This window comes from Stenotrophomonas maltophilia, from assembly GCF_023518235.1.
Lineage (GTDB): Bacteria > Pseudomonadota > Gammaproteobacteria > Xanthomonadales > Xanthomonadaceae > Stenotrophomonas.
In genome coordinates this window covers 3,960,198-3,986,877 of sequence record NZ_CP090423.1, presented here as the reverse complement: position 1 = coordinate 3,986,877, position 26,680 = coordinate 3,960,198, and the positions used below count along the sequence as shown (strand labels likewise).

The following is a 26,680-nucleotide window of genomic DNA, read 5'->3' as shown; positions in this document are numbered from 1 at the left end:
GGAATGGAGGGTGGAACGTAACGGCCATTGTAAGGCCGGGGGAGCGTGGGCCGGCAGCACCGGCCCGGGCGGATCAATCCTTGACGATCTGCGGCGAACCCAGCCCCAGACCGGCGATGCGGCCGACAAGTTCCGCGGCACTGGCATGGTCGTTGGCGGGAACACGCAGGCGGAACAGGGTACGGCCACCGGCGGCGATATCGCTGATGGTGGCCCCGACGATGCCGGCAGCGTTGAGCTGGCCCATCGCGCGGTTGGCATTGTCGCGGCTGGAGAAGCTGGCGACCTGTACCATCACCGCGCCGACCACCTGTTGCGACAGGCTGGGCGTGGCCGGGGTGCTACGCACCGGTGCCGGTGCCACCGTACGCGGCGCCGTGCTGGCCACCACGGCCGGCGCAGGTGCCGTGCTGCGCACCGGCGGTGCGCTCGGCGGCAGGCTGCTGACCGCCACGTCCGGCGCCGTACTGGCCACGCCCTGGGTGGTGGCCGGCTGGCCGCGCGACGGTGCACCGTCGGTCGGCAGGCGATTGACCAGGCGATCAATGTCACTGTCGGCCGGCGCACGTGCGGCCGGTGCCGACCGCGTGCTGGCCATGGCGGTGGCGGCGGCTGCTTCGGCGGCACGACGCTCACGGCGCGAGGGTTTCTGCGCCAGCAGGTTGCTCTCGCCCGGCTGCAGCGCACGCACTTCCACATTGCCGGTGCCGCGCTGGGTGATGCCCAGCCGCACGGCGGCGGCGTAGCTGAGATCGACCACGCGGCCATCATGGAACGGGCCGCGATCGTTGACACGCACGATCACCGATTCGCCGTTGTCCAGGTTCGTCACGCGGGCGAAGCTGGGCAGCGGCAACGTCTTGTGCGCGGCGGTGAACTGGTACATGTCGTAGACCTCGCGGTTGGAGGTCAGGCGGCCATGGAACTTGGCGCCGTAGTAGGAGGCGGTGCCGCGCTCGACGTAATCATGGGTGTCGTCGAGCACCTTGTACGACTTGCCCAGCACCACGTACGGCGACTTGTTGCCGATCGCCGAGCGCTCCTCGGCGGTCACTTCCGGCTCGGGAATGCAGGCCACGTTCGGAATGTAGGTAGGCGTGCTGTCCTTCACCCCGGGCTTGTACAGGCCACCGGCGGTGTAGTTGCCGCGGGTGCTGAGGTCTTCCTTGGCCGCCGCGTAGGGCGAACCTTCCGGACAGTGCGCCGGGCGCGAACCGCGGCCCTGCACCAGCGTTCCGCTGGACTTGCCAGCATGGCCGGCGGTGGCCGGCTTCTTCGGCGCGCTGCTGCACGCTGCCAGCGCGAGGACGATCAAGCTCGGGACCAGCCATCTGATGTTCATGCCGGGGGCAGCTCCTGTCCGGCGATGGCCTGGGACAACTGGAACACGGCCATCGCGTACATCTTCGAGAGGTTGTAGCGGGTGATCGCGTAGTAGTTCTGGAAGCCCAGCCAGTACTGCTTGCCGGTGCTGCCTTCCAGGGTGATCGGGGTGGCGGTGGCGCCCGGCTGCACCGGCGCGCTGGGCTGGTAGCCGCGCTGTGCCAGGTCGGCCAGCGACCAGGTGGGCATCCACTCGGTCGGGTTGAACTCCTCGCGGCCCGGCGCCAGCGTGGCCGGCACGGCCACCTGGCCACCGCGCACCCAGCCGCCCTTCTTCACGAAGTAATTGGCGATGGACGAGAACACGTCGTCGTAGCTGTTGAACAGGTCGCGACGGCCATCGCCGTTGCCGTCCACCGCGTAATCGAGGTAGCTGGACGGCATGAACTGGCCCATGCCCATCGCACCGGCATAGCTGCCCTTGAGCGTGGTGATGTCGAGCTTTTCTTCGCGGCCCAGCTCGAACAGCTTGGCCAGCTCATCGCGGAAGAACAGCTCACGGCGCACTTCGCGCTCCAGCTTGGCCGGGTCGCCGCTGCGCGGGTAATAGAAGGCCAGCGTGTACAGCGCATCGAGCACGCGATGGCTGCCGGCGTTCCTGCCGTAGCTGGTTTCCACGCCGATGATCGCCACGATCACTTCGGCCGGCACGCCGGTGCGCTGCTGCACGCGATCCAGTTCGGCGCGGTGTTCGGCCAGGAACGCGCGACCACCGTCGATACGTGCCTTGCTGATGAACATCGGCCGGTATTCGTTCCACGGCTTGACCCGCTCGGCCGGGCGCGACATCGCGGCGATGATCGGCTGGCGCACCTGCGCCTGGTCGAGCACGTTGCGGATCTGCTCCGGCTTCAGGCCATAGCGCTTGGCGGTATCGGCAATGAAACGAGCCCGCGCAACCTCGAACGGCACCGGGGTGAGATCGACCGGCGGCGCGCTGGCGGCGGTGGCTTCGGGTGCGGCCTCGGCCGGACCGTGGGCCTTGGCGGCGGGCTGGCGCGGCGTACTGCTGGCCTGGGGCGAAGACGGTGGGGACTTTGGCTGGGTCGCGCAGGCGACCAGGCCGAGGGTGAGCATGCAGGCCAGAGTGCGTCGAATCATCGTCGCAGGTTAGCAGGTCATGGATGAATTAAAACCCCTAACACCATGAATCACAACGATTTGCCCGCGTTCAGCGGGAAATGTGAAGGCGTCGTGATCCGCCTGCCCCATTCAGTGAGAGGTGGCCGGTTGCGTCCCCATCCCCGCAGACGCAACCGGCGACCGGATCCGGTCGGTACCTGCGCGGCTGCCGCTCCCCAGTGGCAGTGCTCCGCGCTCCCTGTACCTGTTGGATCAGTACTGCTCCCGCCCGACGCCCCCTCGCGCTGCAACGATTGACGGCGCGCCGTGCCGAACGGGCCGCCATTGTGCAGGCCGATTACGACAAGTCCATTGATCAAGATCAACGCGGCGTAAAAGTGTGAACCCCTTAACAATTTTTCTGGCCTTTGGTCAGTGGGCGGGCCTCCACGCGTTGTTGTGAGAACGCTTCCACAACAGGCGTTGCGCAGAGTCAGGAAGGTTCCAGCCAACGGCGCAACCCCGCGTGGGTGGAGGTGGTCGGTGAAAGCCGGATTGCTGAGGGCTGGCCGGGTGGGTGGGCAGCGAGGGGACGCCGTGAACCCATCCATGGGGGCTTGGCCGCGGCATCCATGCCGCGGACACCCCGCGCTGCCCACCCACCCGGTCGCTGACAGTTTTCGGGTGCGTCCACCCACGGAGAGGAAAAAGAAGGTCAAGAGCGGGTCGCGCGCTGCGCTTGCTCGAGAGCCGAGCATGGCTCGGCTTTACAGGAAGCAATGATGCAACCGGCCTAGCTGGTTTTTTTTGCTTTTGCTTTTGATCTTCTCTTTCTTCTCCGTGGGTGGCAGACCGCCAAAATCTGTCAGAGGGCGGTCGGGTCGGGTACGCGGGGGTGTCAGCCGCATGGATGCGGCTGCCAAGCCTCCAGGGACGGATTCACGGCGTCCCCCGCGTACCCAACCCGACCGGCCCACCCGCGGCTTTTGCTTTCCGCGACCACCTCCACCCACGAGGGGCTGCGCCGTTGGCTGGAAACCTATCCGCCGTGCACGGGCCGGTGCCCCCGCACCGCCATCACCAACCCGATACCGGCCAGCAGCGACACCGCCGAGGTCCCGCCGTAGCTGATCAACGGCATTGGAATGCCTACCACCGGCAGCAGGCCGGAAATCATCCCGCCATTGACCAGCACATAGACGAAGAACGCCAAGCCCAGGCTGCCGGCCAGCAACCGTGCGTGCGTGTCGCGCGCATGCACCGCGATCCACAGGCAGCGCCCGACCACGAACAGGTACAGCGCGAACACGCTGGCCACGCCGATCCAGCCGAACTCCTCGGCCAGCACCGAGAACGCAAAGTCCGTGGTGTACTCGGGCAGGAAATCCAGGGTGGCCTGCGTGCCCTGCCCCCAGCCGCGCCCGTCCCAGCCACCGGAACCGATCGCGATGCGCGACTGCAGGATGTTCCAGCCGGTGCCGAGTGGATCGGCCGCCGGGTCGAGGAAAGTCAGCACGCGATCCTTCTGGTATTGCCGCAACAGGCCGAACCAGGCCAGCGGTGCGGCTACGGCCAGGCCCGTCGCGCCGGTCGCCACCCAGCCCCAGTGCAACCCGGCCAGCAGCAGCGCGAACACCCCGCTGGCGGTGACCAGCGTGGCGGTGCCGAGGTTGGGCTGCAGCAGGATCAACACCGCGGGTACGCCGATCAGCACGGCGGCGGTCAGCACCGTGCGCGGCGACGGGGGCAGCGGCTGCCGGTGCAGGTACCAGGCCATCATCAGCGGCAGGCTGAGCTTGAGCAGCTCGGACGGCTGCAGGTAGAACACGCCCAGGTTGAGCCAGCGCTGCCCATACTTGCCGGTGCCGATCACGTACACCGCCATCAGCGGCAGCATCGACAGTGCGTAGATCGCCGGCGTCCACGCGCGCAGGCGCAGCAGCGGGACGCGCGACAACAGCCACATCGCGACCAGGCCAGCGGCGAAGCGCGCCGCCTGCCCGACCACCGGCCCGGACACGCTGTGCAGCACCGCCAGGCCGGCGCCCATCAGGATCAACAGCGCGGCCAGCAACGGCAGGTCTATCGTGCGCACCGCCTCATGGCAGAGGCCAAGCAGTCGTTTCCATTCCACATGGGCACGGTAGCAATGCGTGCTTGCGTGAAGCTGTCAGGGGCACATGTGCACCTGTGGCGCCGAGCCATGCTCGGCTTGGGCCCGGGTGTGCTGTACGAAGGGCAGCCGAGCATGGCTCGGCTCTACAAGGAGCAGGAAGTGCGACGGCTAGCCGTAGCCGCCGTGCACCGGGTTGTGGCTGCGTACCGCCATCACCAGGCCGAAGCCGGCCAGAAGCGACACTGCCGAGGTGCCGCCGTAGCTGATCAGCGGCATCGGCACACCCACCACCGGCAGCAGGCCGGAAATCATGCCGCCGTTGACCAGCACGTAGACGAAGAACGCCAGACCGGTGGCACCGGCCAGCAGGCGCGAGTACGAGTCGCGCGACTGGCTGGCAATCCACAGGCAACGCCCGATCACCACCAGGTACAGCGCCAGCACGGTGGCCACGCCGATCCAGCCGAATTCCTCGCTCAGCACCGAGAACGCGAAGTCGGTGGTCTGCTCGGGAATGAAGTTCAGGTGTGACTGCGAGCCTTCGCCCCAGCCCTTGCCATCGAAGCCGCCGGAACCGATCGCGATCTTCGACTGGATGATGTTCCAGCCCGCACCCAGCGCGTCCATCTCCGGGTCCAGGAACATCATGATGCGATCCTTCTGGTACGGCCGCAGCAGCCAGAACCAGGCCAACGGCGCGACTGCGGCCACGCCGCCCACGCCCAACCCCACCCACCACCACGGCAGGCCGGCCAGCAGCAGCACGAACACCCCGCTGGCGGCGATCAGCACGCCGGTGCCGAAGTCAGGCTGCAGCATCACCAGCCCGGTCGGCACGCCGATGATGACCAGTGCGGTCAGCACGGTGCTCAAGCGCGGCGGCAACGGCATCTTGTGCAGGTACCAGGCCACCATCATCGGCAGGCTGACTTTCAGCAGTTCGGCCGGCTGCAGGTAGAAGAACTTCAGGTCCAGCCATTGCCGGCCGTACTTGCCGGTGCCGAGCACGAACACCGCCAGCAGCGGGATCATCGAGATCGCATAGATGAGCGGAGTCGCCGAGCGGATGCGCAGGATCGGCACGCGCGAGATGCCCCACAGCGCCGCCATGCCCACCGCGAAACGTGCGCCCTGGGCCATCACCAGGCTGTCGCCACCCGCGCTCTTCAAGGTGGCCAGGCCAATCACCATCAGCGCGCCCAACGCCAGGCACAGCACCCAGTCCAGCGTGCTGAAGAAGCGGCGCAGCATGTCGCCGGCCCAGCGCAGGAAAACTTTCATCGTGCAGGCTCCACAGCCGTCGGGCGCGGCGTGGCCGGCAGTGCGGCGGCAGCCGGCGTGGTCGGCGCAGGTGCCGGTGCGGGCGTCGGCACCCCCACCTGCACCGGGTGTTCGCCCAGCTGCGCGGCGCCCAGATCCCCGGCCTGCCGCGCGCCGGCGTCTTCGTTGTCGAACGCGGTGGCACCGATGGCGGTGGTGCCACGCTCGCTGTCCAGCGGCTGCATGCCCTCGGGCATCTTGCCCAGCAGGTAGGCATCGAACACCTTGCGCGCGATCGGCGCGGCGGCCGAACCACCGTAACCGCCGCCTTCCACCGCCACGGCGATGGCGATCACCGGGTTTTCGACCGGCGCGAAGCCGACAAACAGCGCGCGGTGGCGCAGGTGCATCGGCAGGCTCTTCGGGTTCACGGCTGCGGTGCCCTTGCGGCTGATGACCTGCGCGGTACCGGTCTTGCCGGCCATCACGTAGGGCGCACCGACCGCCACGCGCCAGCCGCTGCCGCCGGGCCGCATGGTCGCCATCATGCCTTCGCGCACTGCCTGCACGTTGTTGGGGTTGGGGCTGACCGGCTTGCTTTCGCCCGGCGGCGTCGCGGTCCAGTCGCTGTCGAAGCCGTCGCGCTGCTGGATCACCAGGTGCGGGGTGCGCAGCTGGCCGTCGGCCAGGCCGCTGACGCCGCGCGCCAGCTGCAGCGGGGTGACCTTCCAGTCGCCCTGGCCGATGCTGATGTTGACCGTATCACCGGGGTACCAGGCTTCCTTGCGGCTCTTCCGCTTGTAGGCCGGCGACGGCAGGATGCCGCCGATCTCGCCGGTCAGGTCGATGCCGGTCGGCTGGCCGAAGCCGTAGTACTCCATGTAGTGGTCGAAGCGCTCGATGCCCAGATCCAGCGCCAGCCGGTAGTAATAGGTGTTGACCGATTCGGCGATGGACTTGCGCAGGTCGGTCCAGCCGTGGCCGCCGCGATGCGCATCACCCCAGCCGCGGCTGGTGCCGGGCAGGTAGAACATGCCGGTGGACAGCACCTTGTCTTCCGGACGGCGCACGCCCGAGTCCAGGCCGGCCAGGCCGATCAGCGGTTTCAACGTGGAACCGGGGGCGACACCACCGAGTACCAGGCGGTTGAACTGCGGCCGCGATGGGTTTTCGTTCAGCGCCTTGAAGTCGGCATGGGAAATGCCGTTGACGAACAGGTTGGGGTCGTAGGACGGCAGGCTGACCATCGCCAGCACCTCGCCGGTGCGCGGGTCCATCGCCACCGCCGAGCCTTCCTGGTCGCCGAAGGCGGCCACCATGGCGCGCTGCAGGTCGGCATCGATCGACAGCCGCAGGTCGGCGCCGGACTGCGCAGCGACACGGCCGATGGTGCGGATCGCACGGCCCTGCACGTTGGTCTCGACCTGCTCGTAGCCGACCTTGCCGCGCAGCTGCTGCTCGTAATAGCGCTCCAGGCCGGACTTGCCGATGTGGGTCAGCGCGGCATTGCCCTCGCCGAGGATCTCCAGATCCTTGTCGTCGACGCGGCCGACGTAGCCGATGATGTGCGCAAACAGATCGCCGTACGGGTAGCGCCGGGTCAGGTAAGGCTCAAGCTCGACGCCGGGGAAGCGCCAACGATCGACGGCGAAGCGGGCCATCTCCTCGTCGCTCATGCGCAGCTTCAGCGTGACCGGCAGGAACTTGCGGCGCGCCTTGCGCGACTTGTTGAACGCTTCCAGCTCTTCCGGGCTGATGCTGATGATCTTCGCCAGCCCTTCCAGGGTGGCATCCATGTCCTTGACCTTGTCCGGGGTCACGTCCAGGCGAAACGCCGGCACGTTCTCGGCCAGCAGGCGGCCGTTGCGGTCGTAGATCATGCCGCGCCCGGGCACCACCGGCCGCGGCTTGATGCGGTTGGCTTCCGAGCGCGTGGCGTAGACATCGTGGTCCAACACCTGCAGCTTGAAGTACCAGCCGCCCAGGCCCAGCAGGCACACCAGTACGCCCAGGAAACCCAGCGCCGCGCGGCGGCGGAACTGTTCGGCTTCGGCGTGCGGGTTCTTGACCTGACGGCGCGGGATCATGGCTCAGCGCCCGCGCTTGCCGAAGCGCACCGCGTCCAGCAGCACGAACACCAGCGGCCACAGGCCCATGCCCAGCAGCGGCGCCCACCAGTACGACCACGGCAGGGTCGGCTCATCCACCACGATGTGGACCAGCGCGCTGACGATGCGGTCGTTGAACAGCAGGCCGCCGATGGCCAGCATCTGCTGCGACATCGGGAAGAAGCGGATGCGGGCACGGAAACGCTGCAGGATGAAGGCCAGCATCACCAGCCGCAGCGCCTGTTCGCCGAGCACCCCGCCGTACAGCAGGTCGGCGATGACGCCGCTGGCGAAGGCAATGCCCAGGCCCACCCGTTCGGGGGCTTCGATCACCCAGTAGGCCAGCACCAGCGCCAGCCAGTACGGGCGCAGCGGTTGCAGCAGCGCCGGCAGCGGCAGCAGGCCCAACAGCAGCGCAATGACCAGGCTGGCCGGCAGCACCCACGGGTTGTCGCGCAGGCGGCTCATCGCTGGGCCTCCGGAATGACCGGGGTCGGCTCGACCGGTTGTGGTGCGTGTGGTTCCGCCGACGGATCCAGCGCCGCTGGCGTTGCCGCCGGTGCGGTCGCCGCCGGCCGGCGGAGAGGAGCCGCTGCCGGGGTTGCAGGAGCCGTTGCCGGGGAGGTGGATGCAGCCGGGGCCGAGGCCGCCGGCGCGGTGGCGGTCTGCGCCGGCAGCGTCGCGCCATCGGCGGGCCCACCTGGAGCGGGCGCTTCCAGCTGCAGGCGCAACTCCGGCGGAATCCGGATCGCCGCACCCGGGCGCAGCAGCAGCACGTCGCGGCCGCGGTCGAGCTGTGCCGCCGGCTTCAGTTCGCCGACCAGGAAGGCGTGGGTATCGTCCGGACGCAGGCCGGTGATGGTTCCGACCGGGAAGCCGGCCGGGAAGCGGCCGCCGAGGCCGGAGGTGACAATCTCATCGCCCACTTCCACCCCCGCGCTGAGCGGGATGTCGCGCAGCTCCAGCGTATCGCCGCGGCCATAGACGATCAGGCGCACGCCGTTGCGGGCCACGGTCACCGGCACCGCATGGTCGGGATCGGTCAGCAGCAGCACGGTAGAGGTGCCGCCGGTGACGCTGATCACCTGGCCCATCAGACCGCCGGCATCGATCACCGCCTGGCCGACGTGCACGCCTTCGCGGCTGCCGGCGTCGAGCACCAGGCGCTGCTTCACCGGGTCCAGGTCGATGTCCAGGATCGGCGCCAGCTGCACGTCCAGGCCACTGCGCTCGGCCACGTTCAGCAGTTCGCGCAGCTGGGCGTTGTCCAGCGCGGCGGTCTGCAGGCGGGTCAGGCGGGCATTGGCCAGCAGCAGCTGGTTGCGCAGTTCACGGTTCTCGCTGACCAGCTGGGTGTGGCTGGCGGCGGAATCCTTGACCTGGTTGCCGAGCTTGCCGGGCAGGCCGGCCAGCGCCCATACCGGCTGCACCAGGCTGTTGGCCTGCTCGCGCAGGCGCGCCAGCCAGCCGGCCTGGTCGTCGAGGACGATCAGGGTGATGGCCAGTGCGAGGTAGGCCAGCAAGCGCAGGGGGCTGGCGGCATCACCGGATCGGGAGGCGACGGGAGGACCGGCGTAGGGCGGCACGGCAACGATTCAACTGGCAGGAGGCGGAGGGGAAACACGCGGACGCCCCGCCGGTGCCGGCCCGCCATGACGGCGGGCCGCACCCCGGAAGGGCGCGGCGGGCAGGAACGGCCGGGACGGCTTATTCCGGCGCAAAGAACTCGTTGCCGTGCATGTCCACCAGCTCCAGCGCACGACCGCCACCGCGGGCCACGCAGGTCAGCGGATCGTCGGCCACCTGCACGTGCAGGCCGGTTTCCTCGGAGATCAGGCGGTCCAGGTCACGCAGCAGGGCGCCGCCACCGGTCAGCACGATGCCGCGCTCGGCGACGTCGGCGCACAGTTCCGGCGGGGTCTGCTCCAGCGCCAGCTTGACCGCGCTGACGATGCCCGACAGCGGTTCGTGCAGGGCCTCGAGCACCTCGTTGGAGCTGATCTTGATCATCTTCGGCACGCCCTCGGCGAGGTTGCGGCCAGAGATTTCCAGTTCCTGCACTTCGGCCTGCGGGTAGGCACAGCCCAGTTCGACCTTGATGCGCTCGGCGGTGGCTTCACCGATCAGCATGCCGTGGTTGCGGCGCACATAGTTGGTGATCGACTCGTCGAAGCGGTCGCCGCCGATGCGGACCGAGGCCGAATAGACGATGCCGTTGAGCGAGATCACCGCCACTTCGGTGGTGCCGCCGCCGATGTCGATGACCATCGAACCACGGGCTTCGGTAACCGGCATGCCGGCGCCGATCGCGGCGGCCATCGGCTCTTCGATCAGGTACACGTCACGGGCACCGGCTTCCTCGGCCGATTCCTTGATCGCGCGGCGCTCGACCTGGGTCGAACCGGCCGGCACGCAGACCAGCACGCGCGGGCTCGGGCGCAGCACGCGCGACTTGTGCACCTTCTTGATGAAGTGCTTGAGCATCGCCTCGGTGTAGGTGAAGTCGGCGATGACGCCGTCCTTCATCGGGCGGATGGTGGTGATGTGGCCCGGGGTACGGCCCAGCATCTGCTTGGCTTCGGCGCCTACGGCTGCCACCGAGCGGGTGCCACCGATGGCACGGTCCTGGCGCACGGCCACGACCGACGGCTCGTTCAGCACGATCCCCTGCCCGCGCACGTAGATGAGGGTGTTGGCCGTGCCCAGGTCAATGGACAGGTCGTTGGAGAACATGCCACGGAGTTTCTTGAACATCTGAGGAAGGAGTCCTGAGGGGTGTCGTGCCCGCCGCGGGATGGCGAAAAAATGGGCAGAATTCGAGGCCGACAAGCCTAGCAACCCGCCTGCCGCCGAGCAAGGAAAAAACTAGCTGAACCCGCGTCTTGACAGGCTTTCGGCCGGATCGGGCATCACCCGGTTCTGGCCCTGAGCGGCACCAGCGGGTAACCTTTGCGCCGTCGGGCGCCCAAGGGCGCCGTTTGCTTGCCTGCTGAACCGGGCCGGCCCACCCCAAAATTCACCGCATAGGCTTACATCGATGTCCGCTCTGATCTGTGGTTCTCTTGCCTTCGACACCATCATGGTGTTCCCGGACCAGTTCAAGAATCACATCCTGCCGGACAAGGTGCACATCCTGAACGTGTCCTTCCTGGTCCCGCGCATGCGCCGCGAGTTCGGCGGCTGCGCCGGCAACATCGCCTACAACCTGCACCTGCTGGGCGGCCAGCCGATCCCGATGGGCACCGTGGGTTCGGACTTCGGCCCGTATCGCGAGTACTTCGAAGGCCTGGGCATCGACCTGTCGCGCGTGCGGGTGATCGATGAGCTGTTCACCCCGCAGGCGTTCATCACCACCGACCACGACAACAACCAGATCACCGCCTTCCACCCGGGCGCGATGATGCGTTCCTACGAAAACCACGTGCGCGGCGTGCCGGGCGTGACCCTGGGCCTGGTCGGCCCGGACGGCCGCGAGGGCATGATCCAGAACGCGCTGGAATTCCACGAGGACGGTATTCCGTTCATCTTCGACCCGGGCCAGGCCATGCCGCTGTTCAACGGCCCGGAGCTGCGCGCCTTCATCGAACAGGCCGACTACGTGGTGGTCAACGACTACGAGTCGAACCTGCTGCAGGAGCGCACCGGCTGGGACGAACAGGAAATCGTCAGCCGGGTGAAGGCCTACATCACCACCCGCGGCCCGAAGGGCGCGGTCATCCACACCCCGGAAAAGAGCTACGACATTCCGCCGGCGCACGAGCGCCGCGTGGTCGACCCGACCGGTTGTGGCGACGCCTTCCGCGCCGGCCTGATCTACGGCATCCAGAAGGGCTACGACTGGCTGACCATCGGCCGCATGGGCAACCTGATGGGCGCACTGAAGGTCGAGCACCCGGGCACCCAGAACCAGCGCTTCACCTTTGATGAGTTCAACGAGCAGTTCAAGCAGCAGTTCGGTTACGCGCTGGGCGCGTAAGCCGAACTGCCCGCGCATTCCACCTTGTCCCCGCGCCTTCGGCGCGCCCCCTTGAACAACAAAAGGGCTTTCCAGCCGATGCGCTGCGGGGAATGCTGTTGGTAGGTGTCGACCTGGGTCGACACTGCCGGCCAGCGGCCGGCACTACCGGAACCTTCGACCGGCACGTTGCCTGCGCTCTGTAGAGCCGAGCCCGCGCTCGGCTGGCACGCGCCGGCGCGATCTGACCGCAGAGCAGCCGAGCGTGGGCTCGGCTCTACACGGTCATGCGGCCTGCCACGCCGCCTGCAGCGCGCGGCAATCGGCGAAATGCCAATCGGCGCTGCCCGGCCACGGGTTCTCCGGCAGGTTGACCAGCACGGTATGCGTGCCCGCCGCGCGGCCGCATTCCAGATCGTAGGCGTGGTCACCCACCATCACCGCCTCCGCCGCTGCCACGCCCCAGCGCCGCAGGTGCTGCTGCAGGCCATCCGGTGACGGCTTGGGCACCGCTTCGTCGCGGCCGATGATGTCGGCGTCGTCGAACAGCGCGCCCACCCCGATTGCCTCCAGCGTCAGTTTCGCCAGCGCGTGGTCGTTGCGGGTGAGGATGCCCAGTCGGCAGCCCGCGGCCGCCAGCGCGCGCAGCAGCTTCACCGCGCCCGGCGCCGGCAGCGCGTCCTCGGCCAGCGCGCGCTCATGATCCAGCAGCCACGCGCGCTTGGCCTGCGCCGGTGCGTCCGGCAACGCCGCGATATGGTCGAGGATGTCTTCCTCGGCGGCGATCTGCAGCGCGCGGCGGATCGCGGCGAAATCATGCACGGCGATGGTAAGCGTGCCGTCCATGTCGAACACCCAGTGGCGGATCGCGGACAACGCGTGCACTGCGCTGCCCGCCGCCGCCATTACTGCCACCACTGCGGCATGCGACTGGCGTCGACGCCACCGGTCTCGAACACCGCCGTGCGGGTACCACCGGCCTTGACCGGGAATTCGATGCTGATCGACTTGCCCTTGCGCGCCAGCTTCCACAGCGCTTTCTGGTCGGTGATGAACAGCGCGATGGCTTCATCGGTCTTCGGGCGCCAGGCCGCCATCGACACCGGCTTGCCATCGTCCACGGTCACCTTCACCGTGCACTGTGGGCAGCGGAAATCGCCGGCCTGCAGCACCAGGTAGGCGTGCCGCTTCCACTCCGGATGGTCGCGGAACACCAGCTGCACCGGTTTGGCACCGCTGCCATCCACATCCACGCGCTCCTTGCTGAAGATCTGCGCCGAGATCTGGTGGCCCTTGTTGCCCACCGGAATCTGGTTGTACTGCCACAGCCCCTGCATGCGCCGCAGGTCGCGCGCGGCATCGCCCTTGGCCTTGACCTCGTCGAAGCCCGCGGCGATGCGCTCGGCGACGGCGGTGTCCTTGTACTGGTCCAGCAACGAGGCGCCATGCAGGCGCGCGCGCTCCCAGTCCTGCGCGGCCACAGCCATGTCGTACTGCCTGGCCACGTCTTCGGCCTTGGCTTCCTTCTGCGCCTGTGCAGCGGCCGCGGCGGCTTCCTGCGCTTTGCGCTCTTCCTCGGGGTTGCTGCAGGCGGCCAGGGCCAGGGTACAGGCGGTGAGCAGGATCAGTCGTTTCATCGGGGAGTCCTTTACGGGTGCATCCCGATTCTATCGGCAGCGAAAAGCGGATACAGCAACGGCGGGTTTCCCCGCCGCTGATGGTGAAGCAATGCCAGGTTGCCGGCCAGCGGCCGGCACTACCGTTTACTTGGCTTCAGCCTTGGCCAGCATGTCCTGCACCGAGGCGGTGGTGATCGGGTGGTAGCCCGGCTTGGCCTTTTCGAAGGCCTGCTTGGCCAGCTCCAGACCCTTCGGGGTCTTCACCAGTTCGGCGTAGATCGGCATGATCAGCTTGCGACGGCCGACGCGCTCGATGAATGCAGCCGCCCCTTCATTGGCCTGCTCGTAGCCGCTGCGGATCGCCAGCGGGTACCAGCGCATGGCGATTTCGCCATTCGGGGTGCCGGTGAAGTGGAACGCCTTGTCCAGCGTGGCCAGCTTGTCCAGCGGCTGGGTCGCGCCCAGGCCGTCGATGAAGCGCACCCATTCCTGGGTGCTCCAGTCGGCGATGACCTGGCTGCTGGGCACGGTGCCGGCGCTGGCAAAGGCGATGCGCGCGGTATCGACGCTGCTGAAGTTGCGCGACTGCGCCTTGGCCGCAAACGCCGGGATGCCCGGCTCGTCCAGCCACGCCTTCAGTTCGGCCTCGGTCACTGCCGACGGGTTCTTCGGCAGCAGGTTCTTCTTCATGTAGTCGACGAACTGGTCGGTGTTCGCGCTCTGGAAGGCATGGTCATCGAACCAGCCACGCAGGAACGGGTCGAAGGTCTCGCGGCCGAAGCGCTGTTCCAGGAACTCCAGGAACCACGAACCCTTGACGTAGGCCACCTGGCTGAGAACTTCGTCGGGGTCGCGCTCGTTCAGCGGCGGCAGCGCCAGCGCCTGGTCGGCCGGGCTCATGTCCTTCACTTCGGCCAGCAGATCGGTCTGATCGATCTGCTTTTCCATCTCGGCCATCTCCTTGCCGTACAGGGCTTCGGTGATGCGGCCCTGGACGTAGGTGGTGAAGCCTTCGTTCAACCAGATGTCCTTCCAGCTGGCGTTGGTCACCAGGTTGCCCGACCAGCTGTGCGCCAGTTCGTGGGCGACCAGCGAAACCAGCGACTTGTCGCCGACGATCACGGTCGGGGTGGCGAAAGTCAGGCGCGGGTTTTCCATGCCGCCGAACGGGAACGACGGCGGCAGCACCAGCATGTCGTAGCGGCCCCAGCGATATTCGCCGTACAGCTTCTCGGCAGCACCGATCATCTTTTCGGTGTCTTCGAATTCCTTGGCCGCCTTGTTGACCATGGTCGGCTCGGCCCAGACGCCGGAACGGCCGGAGATCGGCTCGAACACCAGGTCACCGGCGGCGATGGCCAGCAGGTACGACGGAATCGGCTGCGGCATCTTGAAGGTGTAGTCACCGTCACGCGCGGCCTTGGGATCGTTGTCGGCGCTCATCAGCACCATCACGTCCGGGCGCGAGACCACGTGCGCGCTGTAGGTGAAGCGCACGCTCGGGGTGTCCTGCAGCGGCACCCACGAACGGGCGTGGATGGCCTGCGACTGGCTGAACATGAAGGGCAGCTTCTTGCCCTCGGTCATCGACGGCGCCAGCCACTGCAGGCCCGAGGCGGTCGGCGCGGTGTGGTAGCTCACTTCCACCTTGGCCGGCTGTTCCGGGGCCTCGATGGTCAGCTTGCTGCCGAACACCTTGTCGACCGGGGCCAGCTCGAACTTCAGCGGGCTGCGCGCGCCATCGGCGGCGACGGCCTCGACCTTGGACACGGTCAGCTCGCGGGTGTCGAGCACCAGCTGCTTGGCGTCCTTCTGCTTCCATTCCAGGGTGTAGGTGGCGGTGCCGCCGATCTGCTTCTGGTCGAAGTCCAGCTTCAGATCCAGCGCGATGTCCTTGATGACGACCTTGTCCGGCTCGGCGTACGAGCTCTCGTCGTGGCTGCGGTTCTCGGCGTTCACGGGGGCGGCAGGGGCCTTTTCGGCAGTCGGAGCGGCGGCGGGCGCGGCCGCCTCCTGGGAGCAGCCGGCGGCCAGGGCCACGGCCAGCGGAAGGAGGATCAGCGGATTACGCATGAATCGGGACCGTTACGGGGATCAAACCCCAATGGTACCTCCGTCCGGCCCCGCAGGCGTTGCGCGGTGCGGGGTAATGCCGGGCACAGCGCCGGTAGTGCCGGTCGCTGGCCGGCAACCCCGTCGCCCGGTAATTGGCCGTGCAGATGCCGGCCAGCGGCCGGCACTACCGGAACACCGGGATTACAGCTTGTAGCCGGAGTGGATCGAAACGATGCCGCCGGTCAGGTTCTTGTAGTGGCAGCGCTCGAACCCGGCCTGCCCCATCATCGCCTTCAGTTCGTCCTGCGGCGGGTGCTTGCGGATGCTCTCGGCCAGGTACTGGTAGCTGTCCGAATCGTTGGCAAACAGCTTGCCCAGCTTCGGCAGGATCCTGAACGAGTGGAAGTCGTAGATCGGCTTGAACCAGTCGGCAGTGACCTCGGAGAACTCCAGCACGCGGGCCTGGCCGCCCACCTTCAGCACGCGGTACATCTCGCGCAGGCCGGCGTCCTTGTCGGTCACGTTGCGCAGGCCGAAGGCGATGGTGACCAGATCGAAGCTGTTGTCCGGGAACGGCAGGGCTTCGGCATTGCACTGCACGTAGTCCAGGCCGAGCACCAGGCCGCGGTTGGTCAGGCGGTCGCGGCCGACCGACAGCATGCCGGCGTTGATGTCGCCCAGCACCACCGAGCCCTCGGCGCCGACGCGCTCCTTCAGCAGCGCGGCGATGTCACCGGTGCCGCCGGCCAGGTCGAGCACGCGGTCGCCCGGCTTCACCTGCGCGGTGGCCACGTAATAGCGCTTCCACGCCCGGTGCACGCCCAAGCTCATCAGGTCGTTCATCAGGTCGTAGTTGCGCGCGACCGAGGTGAACACCTGCCCGACCAGCTTCTGCTTGTCCTTGGCGGCGACGTCGCGGAACCCGAAATGGGTGGTACCGGCTTTGTAGGGGGATTCGCTCATGGACCGATTATCGCACCGCCGGGAGCCAGCGGCACCCCCTGCCCGTATCATGGCCAGCCACGACTTACCGGAGCCCCGCATGATCACCACGCCCGACTACCAGGCCCTGCTGCAGACCGCCATTGCCGAAGCCCGCCAGGGCCTGGCCGAAGGCGGCGTGCCGATCGGCGCGGCGCTGTACCACAACGACGGCCGCCTGCTCGGCTGCGGCCACAACCGCCGCGTGCAGGAAGGCGACCCATCGGTGCACGGCGAAACCGATGCCTTCCGCAAGGCCGGCCGCCAGCGCCGCTACCAGGACACCATCATGGTCACCACGCTGGCGCCGTGCTGGTACTGCTCGGGCCTGGTGCGCCAGTTCAACATCGGCACCGTGGTGGTGGGCGAATCGCGCACCTTCCAGGGCGGCATCGACTGGCTGCGTGGCAACGGTGTCAACGTGATCGACCTGGACAGCCAGGAATGTGTCGATCTGCTCGGCGGTTTCATTGCGCAGCATCCGGAGATCTGGAACGAAGACATCGGCGAATGAGCACCGCGCAGTGTGCTGTTGAATCCGCTTAATGAACCCTTCAGCGCCGGCACAGCCTTGTGCCGGCAGCGTCTTCGCCCGGTGATGTGCGCCAGCGCACAGTCATCTGCAGGCGTTGCACACGCACCGCTAACATGCCACCCGCCGGGGACGCCTACGGTGAGGTGACCGGGGCCCCCTGTCCCGGTGGAGCCAGCCCATGTGCGCGCACGCCGTCTGTCCCCTGCCCGAGTCGGCCCTGGCCGGCATCCGCGAACGATTGATGCAGCAGTTCGTCCTGTATCGCAGCAGCGCCGCCTTCTGGAATGCGTTCCAGGGCATGCAGGAAGAAGTCACCCGCGATCACCCGCGCGAACACGTGCGGCTGTGCAACGCGATGGCCGACATCGCCCAGGAGCTCGGCGCGGTGCCGCAGGCCCAGCTGATCAATGACAACACCGGCTGCACGCCGCGCTGACGCGGCATGCACCGGTGCCTACGCCACACTGCGATCACCCCCATTCCCATCCACCTCAACCGATTGGATCGTCATGCACGCTGAAGTTCCCGCCATTCCCCCGGTCATCAATGTCGACGCCGAACTTGACCACTGGCGCCGCCAGCATGCCGACGGCGCGCTGCCGCACAACTCGTTCGGTTCCTACGTGCCGTGGATCAAGTTCGCCTGCGATTCGCTGATTACCCAACCCCGCGCCAGCAATGCCCAGCGCGATGAGATGTTCCAGACCCAGTACGCGCTGCAGATCATGCCGCGGCTGAGCGAAGCCCAGGCACGCGAGTTCGTCGACCGCTGCTGGCAGCATGTGTACCAGACCAGCCGCGTGCGCCTGCAGGACGCCCCGCGCCTGCGCGCCTGAGTCTCGCCCGAGACTGCACGGCTTCTGCACGAGGCACTGACGATCATCCTCGTCACCTGAGTGGGACGACGACGATGAAAGCAAGGAACCTGTTCAACACGATCGCCAAGAAGGCGGCAAGCGCCACCGGTTCGCCATGGACCTTCCTGGCGGCGGTGGCGATCGTGGTGGTGTGGGGCGTGACCGGCCCGCTGTTCCACTTCAACGACACCTGGCAGCTGGTGATCAATACCGGCACCACCATCATCACCTTCCTGATGGTGTTCCTGATCCAGCACACGCAGAACTCCGATACCGCGGCGATGCAGATCAAGCTGGACGAGTTGATCCGGGCCACTGCCGAAGCCAACAACGAGCTGCTGGACCTGGAAGAGATGGACGAGGAGCGGCTGGAGGAGATCCGCGCCGAGTACGAGCGCATGGCGCGCGAAGCCGGCGACGCACTGGATCGCGTGCGCGCCTGCCGGGCGGCCCCGCGCGATGATGAAGCGGTGTAAACCTACCAGCCGGTAGTGCCGGCCGCTGGCCGGCAGATGCACGATCTCCGATGATCCAACGCGTTGCCAGCCAGCGGCCGGCACTACCCGCGTTCGTGCCAGCCGCCGCCCAGCACCTTGTACAGGGTGATGCGGTTGGCCTGCTGCGCCAGCTTCGCCTGCAGCTGCGTCTGCTGCGCGCTGTAGGCGGTACGCCGTGCATCGAGCAGGGTCACGAAGCTGTCCAGGCCGGCGTCGTAACGCGCCTGCGACAGACGGTTGGCCTGCTCGGCCGCGTCGACCAGACGCGCCTGGGCCCCCACCTGCTCGTCCAGGCTGACGTTCAACGCGAGTGCATCGGCGGTCTCGCGGAAACCGACCTGGATCGCCTTCTCATACTGTGCCAGCGCGATATCACGATCGGCGTTGGCGATGGCCAGGTTGGCGCGCAGCTTGCCGCCCTGGAAGATCGGCAACGTGATCTTCGGCAGGAAACTCCACACGCGCGTGCCGCTGTCGAACAGGTTGGACAGTTCATTGGAGCCGCTGCCGATGCTGCCGGTCAGCGAGATGCTCGGGAAGAACGCCGCGCGCGCCGCACCGATGTTGGCGTTGGCCGCCAGCAGCTGGTGTTCGGCCGCCATGATGTCCGGGCGCTGCAGCAGCACGTCGCTGGGCAGGCCGGCCGGCGGCGGTGCCAACGCCAGCAGTTGCGGCTCGATGCTGTCCGGCAGCAGCGCCGGGTCGAGCTGGCCACCGGCCAGCAGGGCCAGCGCATTGCGGTCCTGGGCCAGTTGCCCGCGCAGGCGCGCGGCATCCGTGCGCGCGGTTTCCACCAGCGTGCGGGTCTGGGTCAGCTCCAGCGCTGAACTGCCACCGCGTTCGTGGCGGGCTTCGGCCAGGCGCAGCGAGTCCTCGTAGGTCTTCAGCGTGGCCTCGGCGATCTTCAGCTGCTGCGCGTCGGCCCCGTAGGTCAGCCACGCGGTGGCGGTCTCGGCCACCAGGCTCAGCTGCGCGTTGCGGCGGTTGGCGGCCACGGCGAAATACTGCTGCAGAGCGGCCTCGCTGAGGTTGCGCACGCGACCGAACAGGTCCAGCTCGAACTCGGCCACGCCGACACCGGCGCTGAACTGCTCGGTGACCCCGGCGTCGGTGCCCTGCCGCTGCATCTGGCCGGTCACTGCCACGCCGGGCACACGGTCGGCGCGCTGCACGCGGTACTGGCCACGCGCGCGCTCGACATTGAGCACGGCCACGCGCAGATCGCGATTGTTCTGCAGCGACTGGTCGATCACCTGCTGCAGGCGCGCATCGGTGAAGAAGTCGCGCCAGCCGACGGTGGCGACATCGGCCACCTGGCCCTGCGCAGCTTCAGCCGGCCACTGCGCCGGAATCGCCGGGGCGACGGCGGTGTCTTTCGGCACCAGGGTGGAGCAGCCGGCCAGCGTGAGCGCGGCGGTGATGGAAAGGAACAGGGATGCACTTTTCATGGGAATGACTTCCATCGGTACTGCCGGAAGGCAGGAGGTGATGCCGGCCAGCGGCCGGCACTACCGTTTCGATAACGCCAGCCCGGGGCCGGCGCGACCGTTTCGATTACGTCGTGGATTTGCGCTTGAACACGCGTTGCACCACCACGAAGAACAGCGGCACGAAGAACACGCCGAGCACGGTGCCGACGATCATGCCGCCGAGCACGCCGGTGCCGATCGCCTGCTTGGCGCCGGAGCCGGCACCGGTGGAGATCGCCAGCGGAACCACGCCCATGCCGAAGGCCAGCGAGGTCATCACGATCGGACGCAGGCGGTCGCGCACGGCATGCATGATCGATTCGATCAGGCCAGCGCCCTTCTCCAGGTTTTCCTTGGCGAACTCGACGATCAGGATCGCGTTCTTGCTGGTCAGGCCCACCGTGGTCAGCATGGCCACCTGGAAGTAGATGTCGCGTTCCAGGCCCTTGAAGGTGTTGGCCAGCACCGCGCCGAGAATACCCAGCGGAGCGGCCAGCAGCACCGCGGTCGGCACGCTCCAGCTTTCGTACATCGCGGCCAGGCACAGGAACACGATCATCAGCGACAGCGTGTACAGCAGCGGCGTCTGCGAGCCGGCCTGGCGTTCCTGGTAGGACATCGCCGTCCACTCGATGCCGAAGCCTGCCGGCAGCTGCTTGGCCAGCTGTTCGATCTCGGCCATGGCATCACCGGAGGCGACACCCGGGGCCGGTTCGCCCTGGATTTCCATCGCCGACACACCGTTGTAGCGTTCCAGGCGCGGCGAACCGTAGTCCCAGCGCTTGCTGGCGAACGCACTGAACGGCACCATCTCGCCCTTGTCGTTCTTCACCGACCAGAGATCGAAGTCCTCCGGCACCATGCGGAACGGCTGGTCGGCCTGCACGAACACGCGCTTGACGCGGCCGCGATCGACGAAGTCATCGATGTACGAGCTGCCCCACGCGGCGGCCAGGGTGCCGTTGATCTGGTCGATCGACAGCCCTAGCGAGGTCGCCTTGGCCGCATCGATATCGATACGGAACTGCGGCGTGTCTTCCTGGCCGTTCGGGCGCACGTTGGCCAGCTTCTTGCTGCCGGCGGCGAGGCCGAGCAGCTGGTTGCGCGCAGCCACCAGCGCCTCGTGCCCCTGGCCACTGTTGTCCTTCAGGAAGAAGGTGTAACCCGAAGCGGTACCCAGCTCCGGAATGGCCGGCGGCGGGAAGGCGAAGATGAAGGCATCCTTGATCTGGCCCAGCGCCGCCATCGCGCGACCGGTGATCGGCATCACGCCGTTGTCGGCGTCACGCTCGCTCCAGTCCTTGAGCTTGACGAAGGCCATACCCGCGTTCTGGCCCATGCCGGCGAAGCTGAAGCCCTGCACCGAGAACACCGAATCCACCGCATCCTTTTCGTTCTGCAGGAAGTGGTTTTCCAGTGCCTGGATCGACTCCAGCGTGCGTTCCTGGGTGGCACCGACCGGTGCCTGCACCAGCGCCATCAGCACGCCCTGGTCTTCGTTGGGCAGGAACGAGCTGGGCAGGCGCACGAACAGCACGCCCATCAGCACGAACAGCGCCGCCACGATGCCCATGAACCGCCACGGACGGTGGATGATGCCGCGCACGCCGCGCTGGTAGCTTTCGCTGGTGCGGTCGAAGCCGCGATTGAAGCCGTTGAAGAAGCGGCCGGCCAGGCCACGGTGGGCGACGTGGTGCTCGCCCTTCTTCAGCGGCTTGAGCATGGTCGCGCACAGCGCCGGGGTCAGCACGATCGCCACCAGCACCGACAGTGCCATCGCCGAGACGATCGTGGCCGAGAACTGCCGGTAGATCACGCCGGTGGAGCCGCTCATGAAGGCCATCGGCACGAACACCGCCGACAGCACCAGGCCGATGCCCACCAGCGCGCCGGTGATCTGGCCCATCGACTTGCGGGTGGCCTCCAGCGGCGACAGTCCTTCCTCGGACATGATGCGCTCGACGTTCTCCACCACCACGATGGCATCGTCCACCAGCAGGCCGATGGCCAGCACCATCGCGAACATGGTCAGCATGTTCACCGAGAAGCCGAGCATGGCCAGCACGCCGAAGGTACCCAGCAGCACCACCGGTACGGCGATGGTCGGGATCAGGGTGGCGCGGAAGTTCTGCAGGAACAGGTACATCACCACGAACACCAGCACGATCGCTTCGATCAGGGTCTGCACCACGCCCTTGATCGACACGCGCACGAACGGCGTGGTGTCGTATGGAATCTCCGCCTTCAGCCCGGCCGGGAAGAAGCTCTTCATGTCTTCCAGCGCGGCGTCAACGCCGGCGGCGGTATCCAGCGCGTTGGCGCCGGTGGCCAGGGTGACGGCCAGGCCGCTGGCCGGCTGGCCGTTGTAGCGGGTGACGAAGTCGTAGGATTCGGCACCCAGCTCGACGCGGGCCACGTCACCCAGGCGCAGCTCGGCACCGTCCTGCGCGCCGCGCAGGATGATGTTGCGGAACTGTTCGGGGGTCTGCAGGCGCGACTGCGCGTTGATGGTGGCGTTGAGCTGCTGGCCCTTCACCGACGGCGCACCGCCGAGCTGGCCGATCGCTACCTGGGCATTCTGCGCCTGCACCGCGGCGGTCACTTCGGCAACGGACAGGCCGTAGGTGTGCAGCTTGTTCGGGTCCAGCCAGATGCGCATGGCGTACTTGCCGCCGAACACCTGGATGTTGCCCACGCCCGGCACGCGGCTCAGACGATCAACGACATTGGAACCGACATAGTCGGCGATGTCGTTGGCGTCCATGCTGCCGTCCTCGGACACGAACGCGATGACGTTCAGGAAGCCCGAGCTGGACTTGGCCACGTTGATGCCCTGCCGCTGCACTTCCTGCGGCAGCAGCGGCATGGCCAGCTGCAGCTTGTTCTGCACCTGCACCTGGGCGATGTCCGGGTTGGTGCCGCTCTCGAAGGTCAGGGTAATGGTGGCCTGGCCGTTGGACGAGCTGTTGGAGGAGAAGTAGATCAGGCCATCAAGGCCCTTCATGTTCTGCTCGATGATCTGCGTCACCGAGTCCTCGACCACCTTGGCCGATGCACCCGGGTAGGTGGCGCTGATTTCCACCGCCGGCGGTGCGACGTTGGGGTACATCGAGACCGGCAGCTTGAACAGGGCCAGGCCGCCGGCGAGCATGATGATGATGGCGATGACCCACGCGAAGATGGGTCGATCGATGAAAAAGCGTGCCATGGGGTTCTCCGCTTACTTCGCGTCGCCGGCCGGGGCGGCAGGCTGGGCGGCGGCAGCCGGCTTGGCCGGTGCTGTGCCCTTCTCGGTGGCCTTGACCGGCATGCCAGGGCCGATCTTCTGCAGGCCTTCGACGATGACCTTGTCGCCGGCCTTCAGGCCGTCCTCGACCAGCCACTTGTCGCCGACCGTGCGGCTGACCTTGACCGGGCGCACTTCGACCTTGTTGTCCTTGCCGACCACCATCGCGGTGGTGTCGCCCTTCGGATCGCGCGCGATGCCCTGCATCGGTACCAGCACGGCGTCGCTGCGCACGCCGCCGCCGATCACCGCACGAACGTACATGCCCGGCATCAGCAGGCCGTCCGGGTTGTCCACCTTCACGCGCAGCGCGAAGCTGCCGGTGGCCGGATCGACGCTGACTTCGGAGAACTCCAGCGAGCCCTTGTGCTCGAAGGTGCTGCCGTCTTCCATCAGGATGCTGACCGGCAGCGTCTGGTTGTCCTGCAGGCGACCGGCGGCCAGTTCACGGCGCAGCTGCAGCAGCTCGGCCGAGGACTGGGTCAGGTCGACATAGATCGGGTCCAGCTGCTGCACGGTGGCCAGTGCCGTGGCCTGGCCTGCGCTGACCAGCGCACCCTGGGTGACGCTGGACTTGCCGATGCGGCCGCTGATCGGGGCAGTGATGCGGGCGTAACCGAGGGTGACGTTGGCCGCATCCAGCGAGGCCTTGGCGGCGCCGACGTCGGCTTCGGCCTGCTTCTGCGCGGCCACGGCGTTTTCCAGGTCCTGCTGGCTGACCGCATCGACCTTGGCCAGCTCGGTGATGCGCTTGGCGCTCAGGCGGGCGGCGTTGGCGGTGGCTTCGGCGCGGGCCAGCTGGGCACGGGCGCTGTTGGCCTGAGCGCGGTAGCTGGCGTCCTCGATCTGGTACAGCGGCTCGCCGGCCTTGACCATGCCGCCTTCGGTGAACAGGCGCTTGGCGACGATACCGTTGACCTGCGGGCGCACTTCGGCGACCAGGAAGGCGTTGGTGCGGCCCGGCAGTTCGCGGGTCAGGCCCACGGTCTCGGACTTCAGCGTGACCACGGTGACGTCGCCCGGGCCCTGCTCGGGGGCCTGGGGTTGGCCGCCGCAGGCAGCCACGGCCGCGGCGATGGCCAGCGACAGCGCGATGGGTCGGATTCGGCTCAGCAACATGACGGAAAGGCTCTCAGGGGAAGGAATCTCAAAACGCGCTGATACGGGCCGAAAGCGCCAGCAGGCAACGCTCACCGGCGGGGAGCAGCAGCCGGCAACGGCCTGCCACGCACACGGCGGGAACGATGGGACGGAAATATACATACATGCGTATTTGTTTGTAAACCGGTACAATTCAGCCACGTTTCACCCGCACTCGTACCCACCCATGGCCCGTAAGACCAAAGAGGACACCCAGGCAACCCGGGAAGGCATCCTTGACGCCGCCGAAGCCTGCTTCCATGAACACGGCGTGGCCCGTACCACGCTGGAGATGATCGGTGCCCGCGCCGGCTATACCCGTGGCGCGGTCTACTGGCACTTCAAGAACAAGGGCGAGGTGCTGGCCGCGATCGTCGAGCGCGTGCACCTGCCCTTCATGCAGGAACTGGAGCGCACCTCCACCGACCAGCGCGACACCCCGGTGCATGACCTGCGCGCGGTGATGATCCACTCGTTCATCGAGCTGTCCGAAGATGAGCGCCTGCGCAAGACCATGGAGATCATGCTGCGCAGCGATGCCTCGGCCGATACCAAGGTGCTGACCGAACTGCAGCAGGCCGGCTTCCGCGATGCGCTGGAGCGGATGGAGCGCGCCCTGCGCCGTGCGGGTGACCTGGGCCAGCTGCGCGACGGTGCCGACCCGAAGATCGCTGCGCGCATGCTGCACGCGACGATCCTGGGCGTGCTGCACGGCGCGATGGTCGAGCCGGACCTGATGGACCTCAAGCGCGACGGCATGCTCGCGCTGGACATGACTCTGGCCGCCTACGTGAAGGACGGCGTGTTCGTGCCGGGCACGGTGCCCGAGCCACTGCCGGAAGCGTGAGGGGACCGGGGTCAGGGCCCTCGCCAGGGCGAGGGATCCAACCCTTCAAACAAGAAGGCCGCCTTTCGGCGGCCTTCTGCATTACAGGATGTAGCGGCTCAGGTCCGGGTCCTGTACCAGCTCACCCAGGTGCGCGTCGACGTAGGCGCTGTCGATCGCCAGGGTTTCGCCATCGCGGTCCGGCGCCTCATAGCTGAGCGAATCCAGCAGGCGCTCCAGCACGGTGTGCAGGCGGCGCGCACCGATGTTTTCCTGGCGCTCGTTCACCTGGAAGGCGATCTCGGCCAGGCGCTCGATGGCATCGGCGGTGAAGCTGACCTTGACGCCTTCTGTGGCCAGCAGCGCTTCGTACTGCTTGGTGAGCGCGGCCTTCGGTTCGGTCAGGATGCGCACGAAGTCGCCCTTGCTCAACGCGCCCAGCTCCACGCGGATCGGGAAACGACCCTGCAGTTCCGGAATCAGGTCGCTGGGCTTGGCCAGGTGGAACGCACCAGAGGCGATGAACAGAATGTGGTCGGTCTTGATCGTGCCGTACTTGGTCGACACGTTGGAACCTTCCACCAGCGGCAGCAGGTCGCGCTGCACGCCTTCGCGCGACACGTCGCCACCACCCACGTTGTCACCGCGCTTGGCGACCTTGTCGATCTCGTCGATGAACACGATGCCGTGCTGCTCGCAGGCTTCGATCGCCGCAGTGCGGATGTCGTCCTCGTTGACCAGCTTGCCGGCCTCTTCTTCCACCAGCAGCGGGCGTGCGGCCCTGATGGTCAGCGTGCGCTTGTGCGCCTTGGCGCCGCCACCGAGGTTGGCGAACATCGACTTCAGCTGCTGGCCCATTTCCTCCATGCCCGGCGGGGTCATGATGTCCATGCTCACGTTCGCGGCCAGGTCGAGCTCGATCTCGCGCTCGTCCAGTTCGCCATTGCGCAGCATCTTGCGGAACTTGATGCGGGTCTCGTTGTCCTGCGCCGACGGCTCGTTGCGCGCCACTTCCGGATCGAAACCGATGCCACCACTGCGACGCGGCAGCAGCGCATCGAGGATGCGGTCTTCGGCCCGCTCTTCGGCCTGGGTACGCACGCGCACCTTGGCCTGTTCGCGATAGAGCTTGACCGCGGTATCGGCCAGGTCGCGGATGATCTGCTCGACGTCCTTGCCGACGTAGCCGACTTCGGTGAAGCGGGTGGCTTCGACCTTGACGAACGGCGCGTTGGCCAGCGTGGCCAGGCGCCGCGCGATCTCGGTCTTGCCGACGCCGGTCGGACCGATCATCAGGATGTTCTTCGGCATCACTTCATTGCGCAGTTCGGCCGGCAGCTGCATGCGGCGCCAGCGGTTGCGCAGGGCGATGGCCACCGCGCGCTTGGCGTCGTGCTGGCCGACGATGTGCCGGTCCAGCTCCTGCACGATCTCGCGCGGGGTCATGGTGGCGGAGGAAACTTCGATCTTCGACATGGATGTGCTCACGGATTCGTTGTCGGTAGCGCCGGGCCATGCCCAGCGGATCGGG

Annotated in this window: 22 protein-coding genes; 6 read left to right on the top strand and 16 right to left on the bottom strand. The window is 67.3% G+C overall.

Annotated elements, in window-relative coordinates; genetic code table 11:
- Positions 1-73: 73 nt before the first annotated feature.
- The 8 genes from LZ605_RS18600 to LZ605_RS18565 form a co-directional block, all read right to left on the bottom strand.
- Complete coding sequence (locus tag LZ605_RS18600) at positions 74-1,342, bottom strand: septal ring lytic transglycosylase RlpA family protein (RefSeq protein WP_249842827.1); 1,269 nt, start codon at positions 1,340-1,342, stop codon at positions 74-76.
- Positions 1,339-2,484, bottom strand: coding sequence for a lytic murein transglycosylase B (mltB, locus tag LZ605_RS18595; protein WP_249842826.1), 1,146 nt, complete (start codon positions 2,482-2,484; stop codon positions 1,339-1,341). The genes LZ605_RS18600 and mltB overlap by 4 nt, the downstream gene beginning before the upstream one ends.
- A gap of 1,000 nt (positions 2,485-3,484) precedes the next feature.
- Complete coding sequence (gene rodA, locus LZ605_RS18590) at positions 3,485-4,579, bottom strand: rod shape-determining protein RodA (protein WP_249842825.1); 1,095 nt, start codon at positions 4,577-4,579, stop codon at positions 3,485-3,487.
- A gap of 150 nt (positions 4,580-4,729) precedes the next feature.
- A complete protein-coding gene (gene rodA, locus LZ605_RS18585) occupies positions 4,730-5,842 on the bottom strand; it encodes a rod shape-determining protein RodA (protein ID WP_249842824.1) in 1,113 nt (370 codons plus the stop codon).
- Positions 5,839-7,908, bottom strand: a complete 2,070-nt coding sequence (gene mrdA, locus LZ605_RS18580) for a penicillin-binding protein 2 (RefSeq protein WP_249842823.1) — start codon at positions 7,906-7,908, stop codon at positions 5,839-5,841. Before mrdA ends, rodA (LZ605_RS18585) begins: the two co-directional genes overlap by 4 nt.
- Before the next feature lie 3 nt (positions 7,909-7,911).
- Positions 7,912-8,397 carry a rod shape-determining protein MreD gene (gene mreD, locus LZ605_RS18575; RefSeq protein ID WP_249842822.1) on the bottom strand — a complete coding sequence of 162 codons (486 nt, stop codon included), beginning with the start codon at positions 8,395-8,397 and terminating at the stop codon, positions 7,912-7,914.
- Complete coding sequence (gene mreC, locus LZ605_RS18570; protein ID WP_249842821.1) at positions 8,394-9,515, bottom strand: rod shape-determining protein MreC; 1,122 nt, start codon at positions 9,513-9,515, stop codon at positions 8,394-8,396. Before mreC ends, mreD begins: the two co-directional genes overlap by 4 nt.
- A gap of 121 nt (positions 9,516-9,636) precedes the next feature.
- Positions 9,637-10,683, bottom strand: coding sequence for a rod shape-determining protein (locus LZ605_RS18565; RefSeq protein WP_005411077.1), 1,047 nt, complete (start codon positions 10,681-10,683; stop codon positions 9,637-9,639).
- Between the two features lie 283 nt (positions 10,684-10,966).
- On the opposite strand from LZ605_RS18565, the gene LZ605_RS18560 reads away from it, so the two are divergent.
- Complete coding sequence (locus LZ605_RS18560; RefSeq protein WP_249842820.1) at positions 10,967-11,905, top strand: carbohydrate kinase family protein; 939 nt, start codon at positions 10,967-10,969, stop codon at positions 11,903-11,905.
- A gap of 264 nt (positions 11,906-12,169) precedes the next feature.
- Here the strand turns inward: LZ605_RS18560 and LZ605_RS18555 are convergent, their stop codons facing one another.
- From LZ605_RS18555 to ubiE, 4 genes are all read right to left on the bottom strand, one after another.
- Positions 12,170-12,790 (bottom strand): HAD family hydrolase, encoded by a 621-nt coding sequence (locus LZ605_RS18555; protein WP_249842819.1) that lies wholly within the window; start codon positions 12,788-12,790, stop codon positions 12,170-12,172.
- Positions 12,790-13,521 (bottom strand): hypothetical protein, encoded by a 732-nt coding sequence (locus LZ605_RS18550; protein ID WP_249842818.1) that lies wholly within the window; start codon positions 13,519-13,521, stop codon positions 12,790-12,792. Before LZ605_RS18550 ends, LZ605_RS18555 begins: the two co-directional genes overlap by 1 nt.
- A 126-nt stretch (positions 13,522-13,647) precedes the next feature.
- Positions 13,648-15,576, bottom strand: a complete 1,929-nt coding sequence (locus LZ605_RS18545; RefSeq protein WP_249842817.1) for a M1 family metallopeptidase — start codon at positions 15,574-15,576, stop codon at positions 13,648-13,650.
- A 183-nt stretch (positions 15,577-15,759) separates the two neighbouring features.
- Complete coding sequence (ubiE, locus tag LZ605_RS18540; protein WP_006471026.1) at positions 15,760-16,521, bottom strand: bifunctional demethylmenaquinone methyltransferase/2-methoxy-6-polyprenyl-1,4-benzoquinol methylase UbiE; 762 nt, start codon at positions 16,519-16,521, stop codon at positions 15,760-15,762.
- A gap of 79 nt (positions 16,522-16,600) precedes the next feature.
- Here ubiE and LZ605_RS18535 point away from each other — a divergent pair, with 79 nt between their 5' ends.
- The 4 genes from LZ605_RS18535 to LZ605_RS18520 all read left to right on the top strand — a co-directional run bounded on the left by LZ605_RS18535 (position 16,601) and on the right by LZ605_RS18520 (position 18,407).
- The gene (locus LZ605_RS18535) at positions 16,601-17,053 is read left to right on the top strand and encodes a nucleoside deaminase (RefSeq protein ID WP_107231974.1); all 453 of its coding nucleotides are present in this window, start codon (positions 16,601-16,603) and stop codon (positions 17,051-17,053) included.
- A gap of 199 nt (positions 17,054-17,252) precedes the next feature.
- Positions 17,253-17,510 carry a hypothetical protein gene (locus LZ605_RS18530; protein ID WP_249842816.1) on the top strand — a complete coding sequence of 86 codons (258 nt, stop codon included), beginning with the start codon at positions 17,253-17,255 and terminating at the stop codon, positions 17,508-17,510.
- 73 nt (positions 17,511-17,583) lie between these two features.
- Positions 17,584-17,910, top strand: a complete 327-nt coding sequence (locus tag LZ605_RS18525) for a hypothetical protein (RefSeq protein ID WP_107231972.1) — start codon at positions 17,584-17,586, stop codon at positions 17,908-17,910.
- A gap of 74 nt (positions 17,911-17,984) precedes the next feature.
- Complete coding sequence (locus LZ605_RS18520; protein ID WP_249842815.1) at positions 17,985-18,407, top strand: low affinity iron permease family protein; 423 nt, start codon at positions 17,985-17,987, stop codon at positions 18,405-18,407.
- Between the two features lie 83 nt (positions 18,408-18,490).
- Here the strand turns inward: LZ605_RS18520 and smeF are convergent, their stop codons facing one another.
- From smeF to smeD, 3 genes are all read right to left on the bottom strand, one after another.
- The gene (gene smeF, locus LZ605_RS18515) at positions 18,491-19,891 is read right to left on the bottom strand and encodes a multidrug efflux RND transporter outer membrane subunit SmeF (protein ID WP_249842814.1); all 1,401 of its coding nucleotides are present in this window, start codon (positions 19,889-19,891) and stop codon (positions 18,491-18,493) included.
- A 91-nt stretch (positions 19,892-19,982) separates the two neighbouring features.
- Positions 19,983-23,105 carry a multidrug efflux RND transporter permease subunit SmeE gene (gene smeE, locus LZ605_RS18510; RefSeq protein ID WP_107231969.1) on the bottom strand — a complete coding sequence of 1,041 codons (3,123 nt, stop codon included), beginning with the start codon at positions 23,103-23,105 and terminating at the stop codon, positions 19,983-19,985.
- Positions 23,106-23,117: 12 nt separating this feature from the next.
- A complete protein-coding gene (smeD, locus tag LZ605_RS18505; RefSeq protein WP_249842813.1) occupies positions 23,118-24,302 on the bottom strand; it encodes a multidrug efflux RND transporter periplasmic adaptor subunit SmeD in 1,185 nt (394 codons plus the stop codon).
- 208 nt (positions 24,303-24,510) lie between these two features.
- Between smeD and smeT the strand changes: the two genes are divergently transcribed.
- Positions 24,511-25,170 (top strand): efflux transporter SmeDEF transcriptional repressor SmeT, encoded by a 660-nt coding sequence (gene smeT / locus LZ605_RS18500; RefSeq protein WP_249842812.1) that lies wholly within the window; start codon positions 24,511-24,513, stop codon positions 25,168-25,170.
- A gap of 81 nt (positions 25,171-25,251) precedes the next feature.
- On the opposite strand, the gene hslU is transcribed toward smeT, so the two are convergent.
- The gene (gene hslU, locus LZ605_RS18495; protein WP_249842811.1) at positions 25,252-26,625 is read right to left on the bottom strand and encodes an ATP-dependent protease ATPase subunit HslU; all 1,374 of its coding nucleotides are present in this window, start codon (positions 26,623-26,625) and stop codon (positions 25,252-25,254) included.
- Positions 26,626-26,680: the final 55 nt, after the last annotated feature.